Source organism: Bradyrhizobium sp. STM 3843, assembly GCF_000239815.1.
Taxonomy (GTDB): domain Bacteria; phylum Pseudomonadota; class Alphaproteobacteria; order Rhizobiales; family Xanthobacteraceae; genus Bradyrhizobium.
Genome location: NZ_CAFK01000006.1, coordinates 23,550 through 39,342 on the forward strand (window position 1 = coordinate 23,550; position 15,793 = coordinate 39,342).

Below are 15,793 nucleotides of genomic sequence, written 5' to 3' on the forward strand. Positions count from 1 at the left end.
GGGCGCGATGGCGGGCTGCCCAACCGTCACTGCACATTTCCGGGACCGACCTCTATCCTGCTTCCCAATATGGCTATCGGTCGCAACGATCGAGGCAATGCTTTCGTTGCGGCGGAGGCGGACGGCACGTCAGATGCCGAACAGGGGAGGACGGATCGTGGACACGCGTGGCCGCACGCTGCTGGCCAAAATCTGGGACCAGCATGTCATCGCGCGGGTCAGCGATGATACCGATCTGCTTCACGTGGATCGCCATTTGCTGCACGACCTCGGCGGCTCCCGCGGCCTGATCGACCTCAAAAGCCGCAACATTCCCGTCCACAATCCCGAACTGACCTTCGCGACACCTGATCATGCGATTTCGACGGCGTCCGGGCGTGCCGGCACGATCAAGACCGGGCAGGAGCTGCTGGCGGCGCTGCGGACCGAGACATCCGCCAGCGGCATTCGGCTGTTCGACCTCGACCAGCCGGGGCAGGGCATCGTCCATGTGATCGGGCCGGAGCTCGGTCTTAGTCTGCCCGGCTGCCTGATCGTCTGCGGCGACAGCCATACCTGCACCCATGGCGGCCTCGGCGCGCTGGCCTTCGGCATCGGCTCGAGCGAACTCGCGCACGTGCTGGCGACCCAGACCATCATCCAACGCCGGCCCAAGACCATGCGCGTGACGTTCGATGGCCGGCTGCCGTTCGGTGTAACGGCGAAGGATCTCATCCTGGCCCTGATCGGCCATGTCGGGACCGCCGGCGGCACCGGTTATGCCGTCGAATATGCCGGCAGTGCGATCCGGGACATGCCGATCGAAGGACGGCTCACGATCTGCAATCTGTCGGTCGAACTCGGCGCCAAGATGGGGTTGATCGCGCCGGACGACGCGACCTTTGATTATATTTGCGGCCGGCCCTATGCGCCGCAAGGCGACATGTGGGAGCGCGCCGTTGTGGCGTGGCGGATGCTTCAGAGCGATGGCGACGCGGTGTTCGATCGCGAGGTGTCGATCGATGTCGCGGCGATCATCCCCCAGATCACCTGGGGCACCAGTCCGGAGCATGTCCTTGGTGTCGATGGCCGCATCCCGGATCCCGCAGACATCGCTGATCCGGCACGCCGCAGCGCGGTCGAGATCGCGCTCGATTATATGGGCCTTGAGCCGGGCGCGCCGATCGCCGGCACGCCGGTGGATTGGGTCTTCATCGGTTCCTGCACCAACAGCCGCCTCAGCGATCTGCGCGCCGCGGCCGAGATCGCGCGTGGCCGCAAGGTTGCCCCGGGTGTGCGGGCCTGGGTCGTGCCGGGTTCTGAGACCGTCAGGCGCGATGCGATGGCCGAGGGGCTCGACAAGATCTTTACCGACGCAGGATTCGAATGGCGCGAGCCGGGATGCTCGATGTGCCTCGCCGCAAACGGCGAAACCGTGCCGCCGGGTCAGCGTTCGGTGTCGACGTCGAACCGGAATTTCATCGGCCGGCAAGGGCCGCGTGCCCGCACCCATCTGGCCAGTCCGGCCATGGCCGTGGCGGCGGCGGTATCGGGCGCCATCGCCGACGTCCGAACGATGGAGCGCTAGATGGCGCAGCCTTTCACCAAACTGACAGCAATTGCCGCGCCGATCATGCGCACCAATGTCGATACCGACATCATCATCAGCATCAACCGCATGATCGGAAATTCCGTCCGCGGCAGTCTCGGCAAATGGGCGTTCGGATCGCTCCGCTACCTGCCTGACGGTTCGGACAATCCGGAGTTCATCCTCAATCGCGAGCCTTATCGCGCCGCCGAAATCCTGGTGACCGGGCCCAATTTCGGCTGCGGCTCGTCGCGGGAGGCGGCAGTGTGGGCGCTGCAGGAAATGGGCGTGCGCGCCATCATCGGATCCGGCTTCGGCGATATCTTCTTTGCCAACTGCTTCCAGAACGGCATCCTGCCGGTGGTGCTGGACAAAGCGACCATCGACGGCCTCGCCGCGGAGATCGAAGCGAGTCAGGGCGCGGGACGTCTCAGTGTCGATCTGCAAGAGCAGACGGTCACTTCGCCATCGGGCGTACGGCACGTCTTCGAGATCGATCCGCGCCGGCGTGCGGGATTGCTCGAAGGTCTCGACGAGATTTCGCTGACGTTGCGGCGGGAGCACGAGATCCGCGCCTTTCAGGCATCCGACCGCGCCGCGCGGCCGTGGATTCACTTTGCAGGACAATCGGAATGAACACGCTCTCGAACATGATCAAGGTGGCGGTGGTGGGCGGCGAAGGCATCGGTCCGGAGGTGACCGACCAGTCCCATCGCATTCTGAAATGGTTTTCGGCACGACGTGGCATTCCGATGGCGCTGCGCGAAGCGCAATATGGCCTGATCCCCTATCTGGCGACGGGCAAGGTGCTGCCGGATGACACTGCCGAGGCGATGGAGGAGGCCGACGCGATTCTCTGGGGAGCTACGGGGGGCCCGGAAACCACAGAGGTTCCTCCGGCGGCACGCAAAGCGGGTAGCCTGCTGTCGCTGCGCAGCAAGTACGATCTCTATGCCAATCTCCGGCCTATCGTCGCCAATCCGGCGCTGGCGGACGCCGCGCCGCTCAAGGCTGAAGTGCTGAAGGGCGTCGACTTCATCATCATCCGCGAGCTCACCAGCGGCATCTATTTCGGCGAGCCGCGCGGTATCGAAACGCTGCCCGACGGCCAGCGCCGCGGCTTCAACACCCAGCAATACACCACCAGCCAGATCCGCCGGGTGGCGCGAACCGCGTTCGAACTGGCGCGGACGCGCAAGGGCCGGGTCTGCTCCGTCGACAAAGCCAATGTGCTGGAAACCAGCGTGCTGTGGCGCGAGGAGGTCACGGCGCTGCATGAAGCCGAATTCTCCGACGTGGAGCTGACACACCTCTATGTCGACAACGCCGCCATGCAGATCGTGCGGGCGCCGTCGCAGTTCGACGTCATGGTGACCTGCAACATCTTCGGAGACATTCTCTCAGATTGCGCCGCGATGGCGTCGGGCTCGCTCGGCATGCTGCCGTCGGTCTCGCTCGGGCCGCCGGACCGGCTGGGCCGCCGCAAGGCGCTGTATGAACCGGTCCACGGTAGCGCGCCTGACATTGCGGGCAAGGGCATCGCCAATCCGCTGGGCTCGATCCTCAGCGTCGCAATGATGTTGCGCTTAACCCTCAATCGGCCCGATGATGCCGGGCTATTGGAGAAGGCCGTGGATACGGCCCTCGCTGCCGGCGCGAGAACGGCCGATATCGCCGAACCCGGCGCAAAAAGACTTTCGACCCAGGAGATGGGCGATGCGGTGCTGAACGCGCTGGACAAGGTGGTCGGCAAGGAGAGGGAGCACGCGTGATGAAAACTCGGGTCACCAGACGGGCCGCGTTGACGATCGTCGCTGGCGCCGGTGCCTCCATGGCAGCGGGACGGGCGTGGGCGGATGCCCCGTCCGGCCGCGTGATCTATCCGGTGGCCATTCCGATCTATCAGTCTCAATTCGTCGCCGACCGGGTGGGGTTCTTCAAGGAGGCCGGTCTCGACTGCAAGCTGATCCAGGGCGGCAGCGGGGTGAAGACGCGTGAGATCATCGCCTCATCCCAGGGCGATATCGGTATCGGCGATATCACCCACCCGATGCAGCTCAGCAATCACGGCCGCAGCGCGCGGGTCCTGATGCCGGTCGATACCCGCAGCAACGCCGCGATATTCATCATCCGCAAGGATCTCTTCGATCAGGGTATCACCACCCTCGACGCGCTGGCGAATTGGAAACGGCCCGACGGACGAAAGCCGATCGTTGCGGTGTCGTCGCTGGGCGGCACCAATCACGTCTGGGCCTCCTATTACATGGAAACCATGGGTCTGGACGACAAGGTGACCTGGATCGGTACCGGCAATGTCGACACCATGATGGGCACGCTGAAAACGAAACAGGTCGACGTCTTGATCAACTCGCCATCGATCCTGAAGGATTCGATCGAGCAGGGCTGGGGCGCGCTGTTGTTCGATGGAACGGACGAGACGGTCTGGGCCAAGTACATCGGTGGCAAGGTTCCGGTCACGTCCCACTTCACCCTGCAGGCGACCATCGACAAGGACCCGCAGAAGATGCAGGCGTTCGTCACGGCGTTGTGGCGCGCTACCCAATGGATCAAGGCGCACTCTCCCGAAGAGATCTATGATGCGATCGAGCCTTACGTCGGGAGCACGTCGCGCGATGCGAACATTTTCGACATCGCGATCATGAAGAAGGTTACCGACTATGACGGCCTCATCGACGAGGCCAGCTTTGCGCGCGGCCAGAAGGTCTGGTTTCGCGAAATGACCGGCATCAAGCCGATTGCCATGACCGACGTCGTCAATAACAGTTTCATCGAAGCGGCACGCAAGGCCTATCCGGCTTGACGGTGCAACTCATGCATGAGGCGCGGTCCGTTGCATCGCCCGAGATGCAGCGCATCGACGTGAGCGGCTTGTGCAAGACGTTCCAGTTGGCGGGCACGGCCATCGAGGCGGTACGCGACGTGTCCTTCAGTGTGCGGCGCGGCGAATTCGTCGCCTTGCTGGGGCCCTCCGGCTCGGGCAAGAGCACCGTCCTCAACATGATCGCGACGCTGGTCAAGCCGACAAGCGGTCGAATCCTGATTGACGGGACGCCCGTCGTTCCCGGACACGCGACCCCGAACGTCGGTTATGTGTTCCAGCGCGATACCCTGTTTCCGTGGCGTACCGTCGCCGAGAACATCGGCTACGGCCTGCAATTAATGGGGGTCCCGGCGGCAGAGCGAAAGGAGCGTATCAGTGCTTGTCTGAAGCAAGCCGGGCTGCAGGATTTTGGCAATGCCTATCCGTCTGCCTTGTCGGGCGGCATGCGCCAGCGCGCCGCCTTGATGCGAACGCTGGTCGTTGAACCGCAGGTTCTGCTGATGGACGAGCCGTTCGGCGCGCTCGACACCCACACCAAGATCGAGATGCACGATGTGCTGCTTCGTATCTGGGAACGCGAGCAGCAGACCGTGCTGTTCGTGACCCATGATCTCGGCGAAGCCCTGACGCTGGCAGATCGCATCATCCTGTTTTCCGCGCGGCCCGGTCAGATCAAGGAAAGCTTCGCGGTGGATTTCGCCCGCCCGCGTAATGCCGTGAAGATTCGGGAGACGCCGCGTTATGCCGAGCTGTTCCAATTCATCTGGCACTCGCTCGGCGAAGAATTCATGAAGAGCCGCAGCCGATGAGACGAGCGCGTCGCCCCGGCAGAACCCTGGCCTGGCAGGCGTTGATTTGCGTCAGCCTATTGTCGATCTGGCAATGGGGGTACGATCTGCACGGCCGTCTGCCCTGGCTGGTGCCGGATCTGCTCGACCCCTATTTCGTGTCCAAGCCGTCCGAGATCTTCGAGCATTTCCTGATCCTGAGCTGCCTCAAGTCCAAGCTCGGCGTGTTCAACGGTTGGTTCAATGGCGAATTCGGCCGCTGCATGGCGCGATCGGAAAACAATCTCTGGATCGCGACCGCCGTCACCCTGAAGAATACGTTCTTCGGTTTCCTCACCGGCGTCAGCAGCGGCTTTGCCGCGGGCCTCGTGCTGGGCCGCTCGGACCGGTTGAGCGCGATTTTCCAGCCGTTCATCACGGCAGTGAATTCGATTCCCCGCATTGCGCTCGCGCCAATCATCGTCCTGGCTTTCGGCATTGGCGATACCTCGAAGGTCGTAACGTCGTGGATCGTGGTCGTCTTCCTCGTCTTCTTCAATACGTTCGAAGGGGCGCGCTCGATCGATGAGGGTTTTGTCAACGCGGCCCGGCTGCTCGGCGCCAGCGAGTGGCAGATCACCCGCACGGTGGTCATCCCCTCGACCATGGCTTGGGTCTTCGCGTCGCTGACACCCGCGATTTCCTTTGCCCTGATTGGAGTGATCGTCGGCGAGTTCATCGGTGCGGAACGGGGAATCGGACGTCTGATCATCGAATCCGAAGCGCGGGCGGAGGCATCGGGAATGATGGTCGCCGTCATCGTGCTGATGCTGGTCGGCGTTGCGCTATCCGCGGTGATCTGGCGATTGCAGGCCTATCTGCTGCGCTGGCAGCAGCACAATTTTGTGGAGTAGCTGGGCGGTGGATACCGCCTCAGCGGTCGACCAAATGTCAGGTTCGTAAAACGACATCATTGCGGACTTGAGCTAGCCCAGCACGCGGCATAAGTGCGTGGCCGACGACGTAGCTCGCTCCGGAACTGCAGAACCACAGCAGGCGTGGACACCAGCGCCAAGAGCTGGCGAGTCCGATGATTGCGATGAATATCAACCAGCTATCCTGGTCGTATCCGGGAAAGAGTGCGTGAAGCGAGGTGACTGACGTTGGGCGGGATGAAAATGGGCCGGGCGTGGACTTGATGCCGGCATCTGGTTTTGGTGAAATATCAAGATCGGCGGGACGTGCTGCTGGACTGTCTAGGGAGAAGGAAGCACGAGATGAAAATGATCAAGGGACCGGCGATATTCCTCGCTCAGTTCACCGCGGACGCGGCGCCGTTCAACTCCTTGGACGCGATCTGCAGATGGGCCGCTTCGCTCGGCTATGAGGGAATTCAGATTCCGAGCTGGGATGGGCGGGTCTTCGACCTCAACAAGGCTTCGGAGTCCCAGGATTATGCCGATGAGGTAAAGGGGATCGCGGCCGAACACGGCCTGTCCATCACCGAACTCTCAACCCATCTCCAGGGCCAGCTCGTCGCCGTTCATCCGGCCTATGACGCTGCATTCGACGGCTTCGCCGTGCCGGAGGTGCGCGGCAATCCCCAGGCACGCACCGAATGGGCCGTCGACCAGGTCAAGCGTGCAATTCGTGCATCACACCGCCTCGGGCTCACGGCGCACGCGACGTTCTCCGGCGCATTGGCCTGGCCCTATGTCTATCCCTGGCCGCAGCGTCCAGCTGGCCTCATCGAGGCTGCCTTCGACGAGCTTGCCAGGCGCTGGCAGCCGATCCTCGACTATGCTGACGAGCACGGGGTTGATCTCGCCTATGAGATCCACCCCGGCGAGGACCTTCATGACGGCGTCTCATATGAGATGTTTCTCGAGCGGGTGAAGAACCACAAGCGCGCGAACCTGCTCTATGACCCCTCGCACTTCGTGCTGCAGCAGCTCGACTACCTCGACTACATTGACATCTACCATGAGCGCATCAAAGCCTTCCACGTCAAGGATGCCGAGTTCAACCCGACGGGCCGCCAGGGTGTCTATGGCGGGTTCCAGAGCTGGGTCGACCGCGCCGGCCGCTTCCGCTCCCTGGGCGATGGGCAGATCGATTTTGCCGCGATCTTCTCCAAGCTCACTCAGTACGACTACGGCAGCTGGGCGGTGCTGGAATGGGAATGTGCACTGAAGCACCCTGAGCAAGGCGCGCGCGAGGGCGCGGAATTCATAAGAAGGCACATCATTCGGGTGACCGAGAAGTCCTTCGACGATTTCGCGGGCTCCGGCACCGACGAGCGGATGAACCGCAAGATGCTCGGCCTGTCCTGAGCGAGGAATAAGTCATGGTCATTGAGGCAGGCAGCGAGGGCGCAGGTCAGCGTCGTATCCGGCTGGGCATGGTCGGCGGCGGCCAGGGGGCTTTCATCGGCGCCGTCCACCGCATGGCCGCGCGGATCGACGATCAGTTCGAACTCATGGCGGGGGCGTTGGCGTCGGATCCGGTCCGGGCCAAAGCCTCGGCGAAGGAGCTCGGTATTGCCGACGACCGCGCCTATGGCTCGTTCGAGGAGATGGCCAAGGCCGAGGCCGCGCGGGCGGACGGCATCGAGGCGGTGTCGATCGTGACCCCCAACCACATGCACGGGCCGGTTGCCAGGGAGTTCCTTGAAGCCGGCATCCACGTCATCTGCGACAAACCGCTCACGACGACCGTCGCCGAGGCCGAGGAACTGGTGGAGTTGGTCAAGACGACGGGCAAGGTCTTCGTCGTGACCCACAACTACACCGGCTATCCCATGGTGCGACAGGCCCGCGCCATGATCGCAAACGGGGATCTCGGCGAGATCCGGCTCGTTCGGGCCGAATACTTGCAGGATTGGCTGACCGAGCGATTGGAGACAAGCGGCCATAAGCAGGCCGCGTGGCGCACGGACCCAAGCCGTTCTGGTGCTGGCGGTTGCATCGGCGACATCGGCACCCACGCCTACAATCTCGCCTGCTTTGTCACGGGACTTGAGCTTGACGAGCTGCTCGCCCAACTCTCCACCTTCGTCGGAGGCCGGCGTCTCGATGACGATGTCCAGATCCTCCTCAAATGGAAAGGAGGTGCCAAAGGCATGCTTTGGGCAAGCCAGGTCGCAGTCGGCAATGAAAACGGCCTGACGCTGCGCGTCTATGGCACCAAGGGCGGCCTCGAATGGGCACAAGAGAATCCGAACTATCTCTGGTTCACGCCGTACGGACAGCCCAAGCAACTCCTGACCCGCGGCGGTGCCGGCGCGCTGGGCGACGCCGCCCGCGTCACCCGCGTGCCGTCGGGGCACCCCGAGGGTTATCTCGAAGGTTTTGCAACGATCTATGCCGAGGCAGCGCGCGCCATTCGCGCAAGACAGGCCGGCAAGGCGCCGGATCCGGCGGTCATTTTCCCAACCATCGAGGATGGCCTCGCCGGTGTAAAATTCATCGAAGCTGCGGTGAGCTCATCCGCAAGCAATGGAACCTGGGTACAAATTACGTAGTGGCGGCTTGCTTAATGGCCATTAGCGGATCTCGTTCGAATAGTGGTGGTTTGCCGTGGTTGCGCGATGCTGGCTGCAGATCGCAAGCGCGCCGGTTTGGTCATAGGCTTCCTCGTTGATGACCAGAACCGCGCTCGGCGAGGTGAGCTTGAGCAGGCGGCAATCCTCGTTATTTGCAAGCTCAGCCGCGACTTTCTCGCGCACGGCCGAAATGCGGATGCCGTAGGCCTCGAGGAGATGACGGTAGAGCAGGGCGGGCACTTTGGTGCGCTTGAGTGGAAAGCCGGGAATGCGGCTGGCGACAAGCACGATGCGCGAATGCAGGATCGGCGCGCGGGCAACGCGCCGCACGCGGTGCAGGCGGAGCAGAGGTTCGGCGTCGGGGACGCCAAACAGCGCAGCTTCCGCTGTGGTCGCGGGTTCGATCGCAACTGACAGAACCTCGGCCTCGGACTGGAGCAGGCTGCCGTCCGCGCCCTGCAGCCGGAAATACTGGAAGAAGAAGCGCAGACCATGCTGCGATGCGCGGCCGGTCACCACTGTGCCCGTCTTGCGCCGGCGCATCAGCATGCCGCCGGCGGTGAGATCGGCCAGCGCCCGCCGGATGGTGCCGACCGCGACGCCATATTGGGTGGCAAGCGCGATCTCGCCGGGCAGCACCGTCCCCGGCGCAAGCTCGCCGATCAGAATAGCTTCGGCGATCTGCCGCTTCACGTGCTCGTAAAGGGGTACGGGCAGTCCCTCCGGACCGACACCGGGCACCTCTGCCGATCTGCTGACCAACGCTTGCCTCTTTCCTGGAATTGACAACGCCAAGAATTCTATTTCTATATAGAATATAGTTTTGAGCGCGCCGCAATGGTTTCAACCGCATCCCGCACGGGGCAGACACCGCCAACTCTGGCCGATGCCTTTGCCGTCCTCGATCATTCCGCCGCGATGGCGGTCGATGACCTCGCGCGCATGGTGGCAGTCGATACGTCGTTTCCGCCTGGCAGCGGGTACGATGCCTTCGCCGACCTGATGCAGGAGCTGGTCGCGCCGCTCGGCCTGGAGTGCGAACGTGTTGCGGTGCCCGAGCATCTATGGCGTACCCCGGGCCTGTCGGTTCATGGCGCTCGGACCAATCTCATCGCGCGCCGTCGCTCCGGAAAACCGGTCCTGGGGCTTTATTTCCATGTCGACACCGTGCCGGCTGCGCCGGGCTGGGCCACCGATCCGCTCCGCCTGACGCGCGAGGGCGATCGCCTGATCGGCCTCGGCGCTGCCGACATGAAAGGGACGATCGCCGCGGTTCTGCTGGCGCTGCGTGCGGCCGACGCGACGGCATTGCCGCTGGCCTACGATCCGATGCTGCTGTTGTGCACCGACGAGGAGGCGGGGCTCTATCCGGGCGTGCGCTATCTGGCCGAGCAGGGCCGTCTCGAAGGTCACATCCTCAACTTCAACGGCAGTGCCGCGCCGCGAATCTGGGCCGGCTGCTTCGGACTATTCACTTTGCTGGTGCGCGTGAACGGCAAGGCTGCGCATGCCGGCGAGCAACGCAGCGAAGGTGCCAATGCCATCGAGGCGGCTCTGCCCATCCTCAACGCGCTCGCGGCACTGAAGCCCTCGATCGCGCAGCGCGCCTCAGGCCTGCCGCCGCCGCCACAAGCGACCGGGCCGTTGACGGCGCAGCTCGATATCTCCGCGGCGCATGGCGGCCAATGCGGCGGGCAGATCCCGTCGCTGTTCGAGATCCTGCTGTGCCGGCGTTATGCGCCGGAGGAAGATTTTACAGCCGCACGCGCCGAGATCGAGACAGTCATCGCGAAGGCATCCCGCGGCCTCGATGTCGAGGTGATCCTCACCGGCCATCTGATGCCGACGGCCGATCCGACCGGCCCGCACTGGCCGCGCTGGCAGCGCGCGCTCTCCGCGGGCTTCGGCTATGCGGCTGACGATTTCGCCACGTGGGGCGCGTCGGGCTGCTCCGATTTCGGCTGGGTGCAGCAGACCGGCATGCAGGAGGTGCTGCTGACCGGGCTCGGCCGTCCCGAAAGCCGCATTCATGCGCCCGGCGAATCGACCACGCTGCCCGACATTGTCGCGCTGGCAAAATCGGTGCTGGCCTATCTGTCCGTCGAATTCCGTCCCGATCTCTGTCCCGAAGCTGCTGATATCAGTGAGGACCACCCTGCATGCCGTCCCTGAGCCGCCGTCATGTCCTGGCCGGAACCGCGATCGCGCTGGCCGGTCTGCCGAAAATTGCTCGCGCTGCCGAGGCACCCACGCGCGGCGGCGTGCTGCGCATCTCCGTCGATCAGGGGGCGGCCGTGATCCATCCGCTCCTGGCGCGGGTGAATCCGGAATATCTGATCACCGAGCTGCTCTATTCGAATCTGACCCGGCTGAAGCCGGACATGACGGTCGAGCCGGATCTCGCGCTGTCCTGGGAGGCTGATGCGGGCCTCCTCGACTGGACCTTCAAGCTGCGGCCCCATGTGACATTCCACGACGGCAGCGCGCTTTCGGCCGACGACGTGGTTGCGACCTTCAAGGCGATCCTGGATGCCAAGACGGCCTCGCCAGCCCGCACCAATGTCGGTCCGATCAAGGAGATTACCGCGGTCGATCCGCTGACAGTCAAGTTCTCGCTGTCGAGCGCCTTCGCCGACCTGCCCGTCGCGCTCGCCTACACCAACGCCCGTATCGTGCCGGCGAAGACCATCGCGGGCGATCTCGGCAGCCTCGCGACCAAGCCGAACGGCACCGGGCCGTTCAAGCTCGCGTCCTACGAACCCGACCGCAAGATCATCGTCGAGCGCAATCCCGCCTATTACGATCCCGCGCGGCCTCATCTCGATCGCGTCGAAGTGCTGGTCTATCCCGACCGCACCGCCGAGGCCTCCGCGCTCATCTCCGGGGATATCGATCTGATGCTGTCGACGACGCCGGGCGAGTATGAGCGCCTCGCGAAGGCGGCCGGCGTCAAGGCGCTGCGTACACCGTCCGGCCAATTCCTGAACGTCAACATGGGCTGCGACCAGAAGCCGTTCAACGATGTCCGCGTCCGCCAGGCGCTGGCGCTGACCATCGATCGCGAGGCGATGGCTGGCTTCGTCGCCGGCGGTTACGGCACGCCTGGCAACGACACGCCGTTGAGCCCGGCCTATCATTTCTACAAGGACATGCCGCTGAAGAAGCCGGACATCGCCAAGGCCAAGAAGCTCCTGGCCGACGCAGGCTACGCGAGCGGCCTCGACTTGACGCTGGTCGCCTCGGACAAGCCGGAGACGCGGACGCAGCTCGGAGTTGCGATCCGCGAGATGGCGGCGCCTGCGGGATTCCGCATCAACGTGCAGACCATGCCGCACGCGACCTATCTCGATCAGGTCTGGAAAAAGGGCAACTTCTACGTCGGCTTCTACAACATGCAGCCGACAGCAGACGCGATCTTCAAGCTGCTCTACACCTCGGACGCCGCCTGGAACGAAACGCGCTGGAATAACCCGCGCTTTGACGAGGTCGTCAACGCGGCGCGGGCCGAAACCGCCGAAGCCAATCGCGCCGCGCTCTATGATCGGGCTCAGACGATCATGAACGAGGAGGTGCCGTCGGTCATCCCTGTGTTCTTCGACATCCTGGCGGCGCGGCGAGCCTATGTCGAGGGCTATGTGCTGCACCCGCGGGGGTCGGTTTATCTGCTCGACAGGGTCTCGTTCGGCGCAGGCGCGCCGAAGCGCGCCTGAGCGCGAGGACGGCTGGTGTCGCCCGTCTGGTTGGCGCGTCGATTGTTGTTGATGGTCTACACGGTCATCATCGTCTGCGTGCTGGTGTTTGCCATCACGCAGGCGCTGCCCGCTGATGCCGCCCAGACCCTGCTCGGCGAGAATGCCTCGCCCGACGCGCTTGCGGCGGTGCGTGCCAGGCTCGGTCTGAACGATCCGGTCTGGCTGCAATTCGCTCATTGGGCATCGCGCGCTGCTGTCGGCAATTTCGGCGTCTCCATGCGTACCGGCCTTCCGGTCGCGCCGGAAATGCTGACCGCGCTGTCGCGCTCGCTGCTGCTCGCGCTGTGCGCGATCGTGGTCACGTTGATGGTGGGTGTGCCGCTCGGGATCTTTGCCGCGCTCCGGCAGGGCCGGCTGACCGACACCGTCACCAGTCTGGTCGCCTATCTCGGCGTGTCGCTGCCGGAGTTTGTCACGGCTACGGTTCTGACTTTGGTGTTCAGCGACAGGCTGCCCTGGCTCCCGGCGACCGGCTACGTATCGCCGCTGGAGGATGTGGCCGCGGCGATCGGACATCTCGCGCTGCCTGTCCTTACCGTCTCGGTCATTCTGGTCGCCCATGTCATGCGGATGATGCGATCGGAGACGCTCGACGTCTTGCAATCCGACTACGTCCGGGCTGCGCGGTTGAAGGGCCTGCCCGAGCGCATCGTGGTGGTGCGCCACGTCGTGCGGAACGCGCTGCTGCCGGTCATCACCATCGTCGCGCTCGACGTCGGATATCTGTTAGGCGGCATCATCGTGATCGAGGAGATCTTCGCCATTCCCGGCATTGGTCGCGCGCTGATGATCGCGATCACCACGCGCGACCTGCCGTCGATCCAGGCCGGCGCCATGATCATGGCTGTGACCTATGCGCTCACCAACACCGCGGCCGATGTCGTCTATGCGCTGATCGACAGGCGGATTCGCTATGATTGAACTGCTGGGTCGGCTGGTGCGCAAGCCGCAGGGCGCCATCGGTGTCGTGTTGTTGGTGTTGCTGGCTTTCGCATGTCTGCTCGGGCCGTGGCTTGCGCCTTACGCGCCGGAGAAGATGGATTTCCTCGGCCGCTTTCGTGCGCCGGGCTGGCAGAACTGGTTCGGTGCGGATCAGTTCGGCCGCGACGTGCTGAGCCGCCTCCTGGTCGGCGCCCGCTCGACCGTTCCGATGGCGCTCGCGGCCACGCTGATCGGCAGCGCCTCGGGGGCGGTGATCGGCACCACGTCGGCCTATCTCGGCGGCCGGGCCGACGAGTTCATCATGCGCACCAATGATGCGATCATGGCGATCCCGGGCCTCCTGATGGCGCTGCTTCTGGTCTCAACGCTCGGCAACGGCGCCGGCAATGCCGTCATCGCGATTGCGGTGGCGTTCGCGCCGGGCATGGCGCGGGTGACGCGAGCGGTCGCGCTGGCCGTGCGCAATCAGGACTATGTCAAGGCCGCGATTGCCCGGGGCGAGGGGCCTGGGTGGGTGATCCTGCGCGAGATGCTGCCCAACGCGATGGCGCCGATCGTGATCGAGACCACGATCCGGGTGTCGTTTGCCATCATGCTGTTCGCGACCTTGAGCTTCCTCGGCCTTGGCGCCCAGCCTCCGGCTTCCGAATGGGGGCTGATGGTCGCCGATGCCCGCCAATACATGCACCAGGCTCCCTGGGTGCTGATCGCCCCGTCAGCCGCGATCGCACTTGCCGCCATTGCCTTCAACCTTGTCGGCGACGGTCTGCGCGACGCGCTCAATCCGAGGGACGAGCGATGAGGCCGGCGCTTGCGATCAGCAATTACGGTCTCGACTACATCACGTCAGCCGGCCCCGTGCCGGTGCTGCGCGACATCTCGCTGGAGATCGCGCCCGGCGAGGTGCTCGGCCTGGTCGGTGAATCCGGCTCGGGCAAGAGTTCGCTCGCCTGGGCGCTGATGCGACATCTGCCGGCCAACGCCTGTGAAAAAGGGGGCTCGCTTGCGCTTGGCGACATCGACCTGCAACGCCTGACGGCGAAGCAGCTGACCCAGGTTCGCGGCCGCCGGCTCGGTATGGTGTTCCAGGACCCGTCTACGGCGCTGAACCCGACACTGACCATTGGACGCCAGGTTACGGAAGCGTTGGCCCGGCATCGCGGCTTGCGGCCGCGCGAGGCCGATGCGCTTGCCATCGAACTGCTCGGCCACGTCGAACTGCGCAATCCTGCCGCCCTCATGCGGCGCTATCCACACGAGATATCCGGCGGCGAGAAGCAGCGCGTCATCATCGCCACCGCCTTCGGCTGCAAGCCGGAGGTGATCCTGTTCGATGAGCCGACCACCGCGCTCGATGTCATCACTGGCGCGCGCATCCTCGATCTGTTCACGCGGCTGCGCACAGAGACCAAGGTGGCCGCGCTGTATATCTCGCATGATCTCGCCATGATGACGCGCACAGCGGACCGCGTCGCGGTGATCAAGCATGGCCTCGTGGTGGAGCAGGCACCGGCGTCCGAAATCTTCCGCCGCCCGCGCCAGGCCGACACGCGCGCACTGGTCGCAGCGGTGCCGCGGCCCGAACGTCGGCTGGTTCACGACCGGCCGGAGGAGAGCGTCCTGCTCGCTGCGAACCAGATCGAGGTGCACTATGCACGCCGTGGCCTGTTGCGCCCGGCACCGCCGCCGGCGACGAACGCGGTCGATCTGACCGTCCGTGCCGGCGAGATCCTCGGCCTGGTCGGCGAATCCGGTTCCGGGAAATCCTCGATCGCCCGCGCGCTCACCGGGCTGGCGCGCTTTTCCGGCGACATCGCCTTCGCGGGCCGCACGCTGCGCAGCGGCGACGACATGGACCGGGCCTATCGGCGCGATGTCCAGATCGTGTTTCAGCACCCGGATTCCTCGCTCAATCCGCGCCACCGGATCGGTGAGATCCTGTCGCGCCCGCTGAAGCTGTATGGCGGCAATCCGGTCGACGTCGCCCGTCTGCTGGAGCAGGTGCGGCTGCCCGCATCCTACGCGTCGCGCTGGCCGCATCAGCTGTCCGGTGGCGAGAAGCAGCGGGTGGCGATCGCGCGCGCCTTCGCCGCTCGCCCGAAGCTCGTGATCTGCGACGAGATCACGGCGCCGCTCGACGTCTCGGTCCAGGCCCAGATCATCGAGCTGCTGCTCGCGCTGCGCGCCGAAACGGGCGCCGCTTATCTCTTCATCACCCACGACCTCAACCTGATCCGCCAGATCGCCCACCGCATCGCCGTGATGCGGCGCGGCGAACTGGTCGATTGTCTGCCCGTCGAAGCCTTCGATGCAGACCATGTTCATCCCTACACACGCGAGCTGATGGCCGCCTCACCGACGCCGGTCGGCTGATTGCAA

Annotated in this window: 14 protein-coding genes; 13 read left to right on the forward strand and 1 reads right to left on the reverse strand. The window is 64.4% G+C overall.

Annotated features, from left to right (window positions below):
- Positions 1 to 154: 154 nt before the first annotated feature.
- The 8 genes from leuC (at position 155) to BRAS3843_RS00870 (ending at position 8,699) form a co-directional block, all read left to right on the forward strand.
- Positions 155 to 1,567 carry a 3-isopropylmalate dehydratase large subunit gene (gene leuC, locus BRAS3843_RS00835; RefSeq protein ID WP_201768834.1) on the forward strand — a complete coding sequence of 471 codons (1,413 nt, stop codon included), beginning with the start codon at positions 155 to 157 and terminating at the stop codon, positions 1,565 to 1,567.
- Positions 1,568 to 2,203, forward strand: a complete 636-nt coding sequence (gene leuD, locus BRAS3843_RS00840; RefSeq protein ID WP_008966778.1) for a 3-isopropylmalate dehydratase small subunit — start codon at positions 1,568 to 1,570, stop codon at positions 2,201 to 2,203.
- Positions 2,200 to 3,339 carry a 3-isopropylmalate dehydrogenase gene (gene leuB, locus BRAS3843_RS00845; RefSeq protein ID WP_008966779.1) on the forward strand — a complete coding sequence of 380 codons (1,140 nt, stop codon included), beginning with the start codon at positions 2,200 to 2,202 and terminating at the stop codon, positions 3,337 to 3,339. The genes leuD and leuB overlap by 4 nt, the downstream gene beginning before the upstream one ends.
- Complete coding sequence (locus BRAS3843_RS00850; RefSeq protein WP_008966780.1) at positions 3,339 to 4,388, forward strand: ABC transporter substrate-binding protein; 1,050 nt, start codon at positions 3,339 to 3,341, stop codon at positions 4,386 to 4,388. Before leuB ends, BRAS3843_RS00850 begins: the two co-directional genes overlap by 1 nt.
- A 44-nt stretch (positions 4,389 to 4,432) precedes the next feature.
- Entirely contained in the window at positions 4,433 to 5,218 is a 786-nt protein-coding gene (locus tag BRAS3843_RS00855; RefSeq protein ID WP_244425084.1) for an ABC transporter ATP-binding protein, read from the forward strand.
- Complete coding sequence (locus BRAS3843_RS00860; protein WP_008966782.1) at positions 5,215 to 6,090, forward strand: ABC transporter permease; 876 nt, start codon at positions 5,215 to 5,217, stop codon at positions 6,088 to 6,090. Before BRAS3843_RS00855 ends, BRAS3843_RS00860 begins: the two co-directional genes overlap by 4 nt.
- Before the next feature lie 363 nt (positions 6,091 to 6,453).
- On the forward strand, positions 6,454 to 7,509 hold the full coding sequence (locus tag BRAS3843_RS00865; protein ID WP_008966783.1) for a sugar phosphate isomerase/epimerase: 1,056 nt from the start codon (positions 6,454 to 6,456) through the stop codon (positions 7,507 to 7,509).
- 68 nt (positions 7,510 to 7,577) lie between these two features.
- Entirely contained in the window at positions 7,578 to 8,699 is a 1,122-nt protein-coding gene (locus BRAS3843_RS00870; RefSeq protein WP_244425085.1) for a Gfo/Idh/MocA family oxidoreductase, read from the forward strand.
- A gap of 21 nt (positions 8,700 to 8,720) precedes the next feature.
- Here the strand turns inward: BRAS3843_RS00870 and BRAS3843_RS00875 are convergent, their stop codons facing one another.
- On the reverse strand, positions 8,721 to 9,482 hold the full coding sequence (locus BRAS3843_RS00875) for a GntR family transcriptional regulator (protein ID WP_008966785.1): 762 nt from the start codon (positions 9,480 to 9,482) through the stop codon (positions 8,721 to 8,723).
- 75 nt (positions 9,483 to 9,557) lie between these two features.
- Between BRAS3843_RS00875 and BRAS3843_RS00880 the strand changes: the two genes are divergently transcribed.
- Genes BRAS3843_RS00880 through BRAS3843_RS00900 form a run of 5 tightly spaced genes read left to right on the forward strand, consistent with a single transcriptional unit; the run spans position 9,558 to position 15,787 of the window.
- The gene (locus tag BRAS3843_RS00880; protein WP_008966786.1) at positions 9,558 to 10,892 is read left to right on the forward strand and encodes a M20/M25/M40 family metallo-hydrolase; all 1,335 of its coding nucleotides are present in this window, start codon (positions 9,558 to 9,560) and stop codon (positions 10,890 to 10,892) included.
- Positions 10,880 to 12,430 (forward strand): ABC transporter substrate-binding protein, encoded by a 1,551-nt coding sequence (locus tag BRAS3843_RS00885; RefSeq protein ID WP_008966787.1) that lies wholly within the window; start codon positions 10,880 to 10,882, stop codon positions 12,428 to 12,430. The genes BRAS3843_RS00880 and BRAS3843_RS00885 overlap by 13 nt, the downstream gene beginning before the upstream one ends.
- 15 nt (positions 12,431 to 12,445) lie before the next feature.
- On the forward strand, positions 12,446 to 13,393 hold the full coding sequence (locus tag BRAS3843_RS00890) for an ABC transporter permease (protein WP_035980482.1): 948 nt from the start codon (positions 12,446 to 12,448) through the stop codon (positions 13,391 to 13,393).
- Positions 13,386 to 14,216, forward strand: a complete 831-nt coding sequence (locus tag BRAS3843_RS00895) for an ABC transporter permease (protein ID WP_008966789.1) — start codon at positions 13,386 to 13,388, stop codon at positions 14,214 to 14,216. Before BRAS3843_RS00890 ends, BRAS3843_RS00895 begins: the two co-directional genes overlap by 8 nt.
- Positions 14,213 to 15,787, forward strand: a complete 1,575-nt coding sequence (locus BRAS3843_RS00900) for an ABC transporter ATP-binding protein (protein WP_008966790.1) — start codon at positions 14,213 to 14,215, stop codon at positions 15,785 to 15,787. Before BRAS3843_RS00895 ends, BRAS3843_RS00900 begins: the two co-directional genes overlap by 4 nt.
- Positions 15,788 to 15,793: the final 6 nt, after the last annotated feature.

Bases quoted from the DNA above. Each gene is read 5' to 3' on its own strand.
- leuD (WP_008966778.1), top strand. From the start codon at position 1,568: ATGGCGCAGCCTTTCACCAAACTGACAGCAATTGCCGCGCCGATCATG.
- BRAS3843_RS00865 (WP_008966783.1), top strand. From the start codon at position 6,454: ATGAAAATGATCAAGGGACCGGCGATATTCCTCGCTCAGTTCACCGCG.
- BRAS3843_RS00900 (WP_008966790.1), top strand. From the start codon at position 14,213: ATGAGGCCGGCGCTTGCGATCAGCAATTACGGTCTCGACTACATCACG.
- BRAS3843_RS00880 (WP_008966786.1), top strand. From the start codon at position 9,558: ATGGTTTCAACCGCATCCCGCACGGGGCAGACACCGCCAACTCTGGCC.
- leuB (WP_008966779.1), top strand. From the start codon at position 2,200: ATGAACACGCTCTCGAACATGATCAAGGTGGCGGTGGTGGGCGGCGAA.
- BRAS3843_RS00860 (WP_008966782.1), top strand. From the start codon at position 5,215: ATGAGACGAGCGCGTCGCCCCGGCAGAACCCTGGCCTGGCAGGCGTTG.
- BRAS3843_RS00855 (WP_244425084.1), top strand. From the start codon at position 4,433: ATGCAGCGCATCGACGTGAGCGGCTTGTGCAAGACGTTCCAGTTGGCG.
- BRAS3843_RS00870 (WP_244425085.1), top strand. From the start codon at position 7,578: ATGGTCGGCGGCGGCCAGGGGGCTTTCATCGGCGCCGTCCACCGCATG.
- BRAS3843_RS00895 (WP_008966789.1), top strand. From the start codon at position 13,386: ATGATTGAACTGCTGGGTCGGCTGGTGCGCAAGCCGCAGGGCGCCATC.
- BRAS3843_RS00850 (WP_008966780.1), top strand. From the start codon at position 3,339: ATGAAAACTCGGGTCACCAGACGGGCCGCGTTGACGATCGTCGCTGGC.
- BRAS3843_RS00885 (WP_008966787.1), top strand. From the start codon at position 10,880: ATGCCGTCCCTGAGCCGCCGTCATGTCCTGGCCGGAACCGCGATCGCG.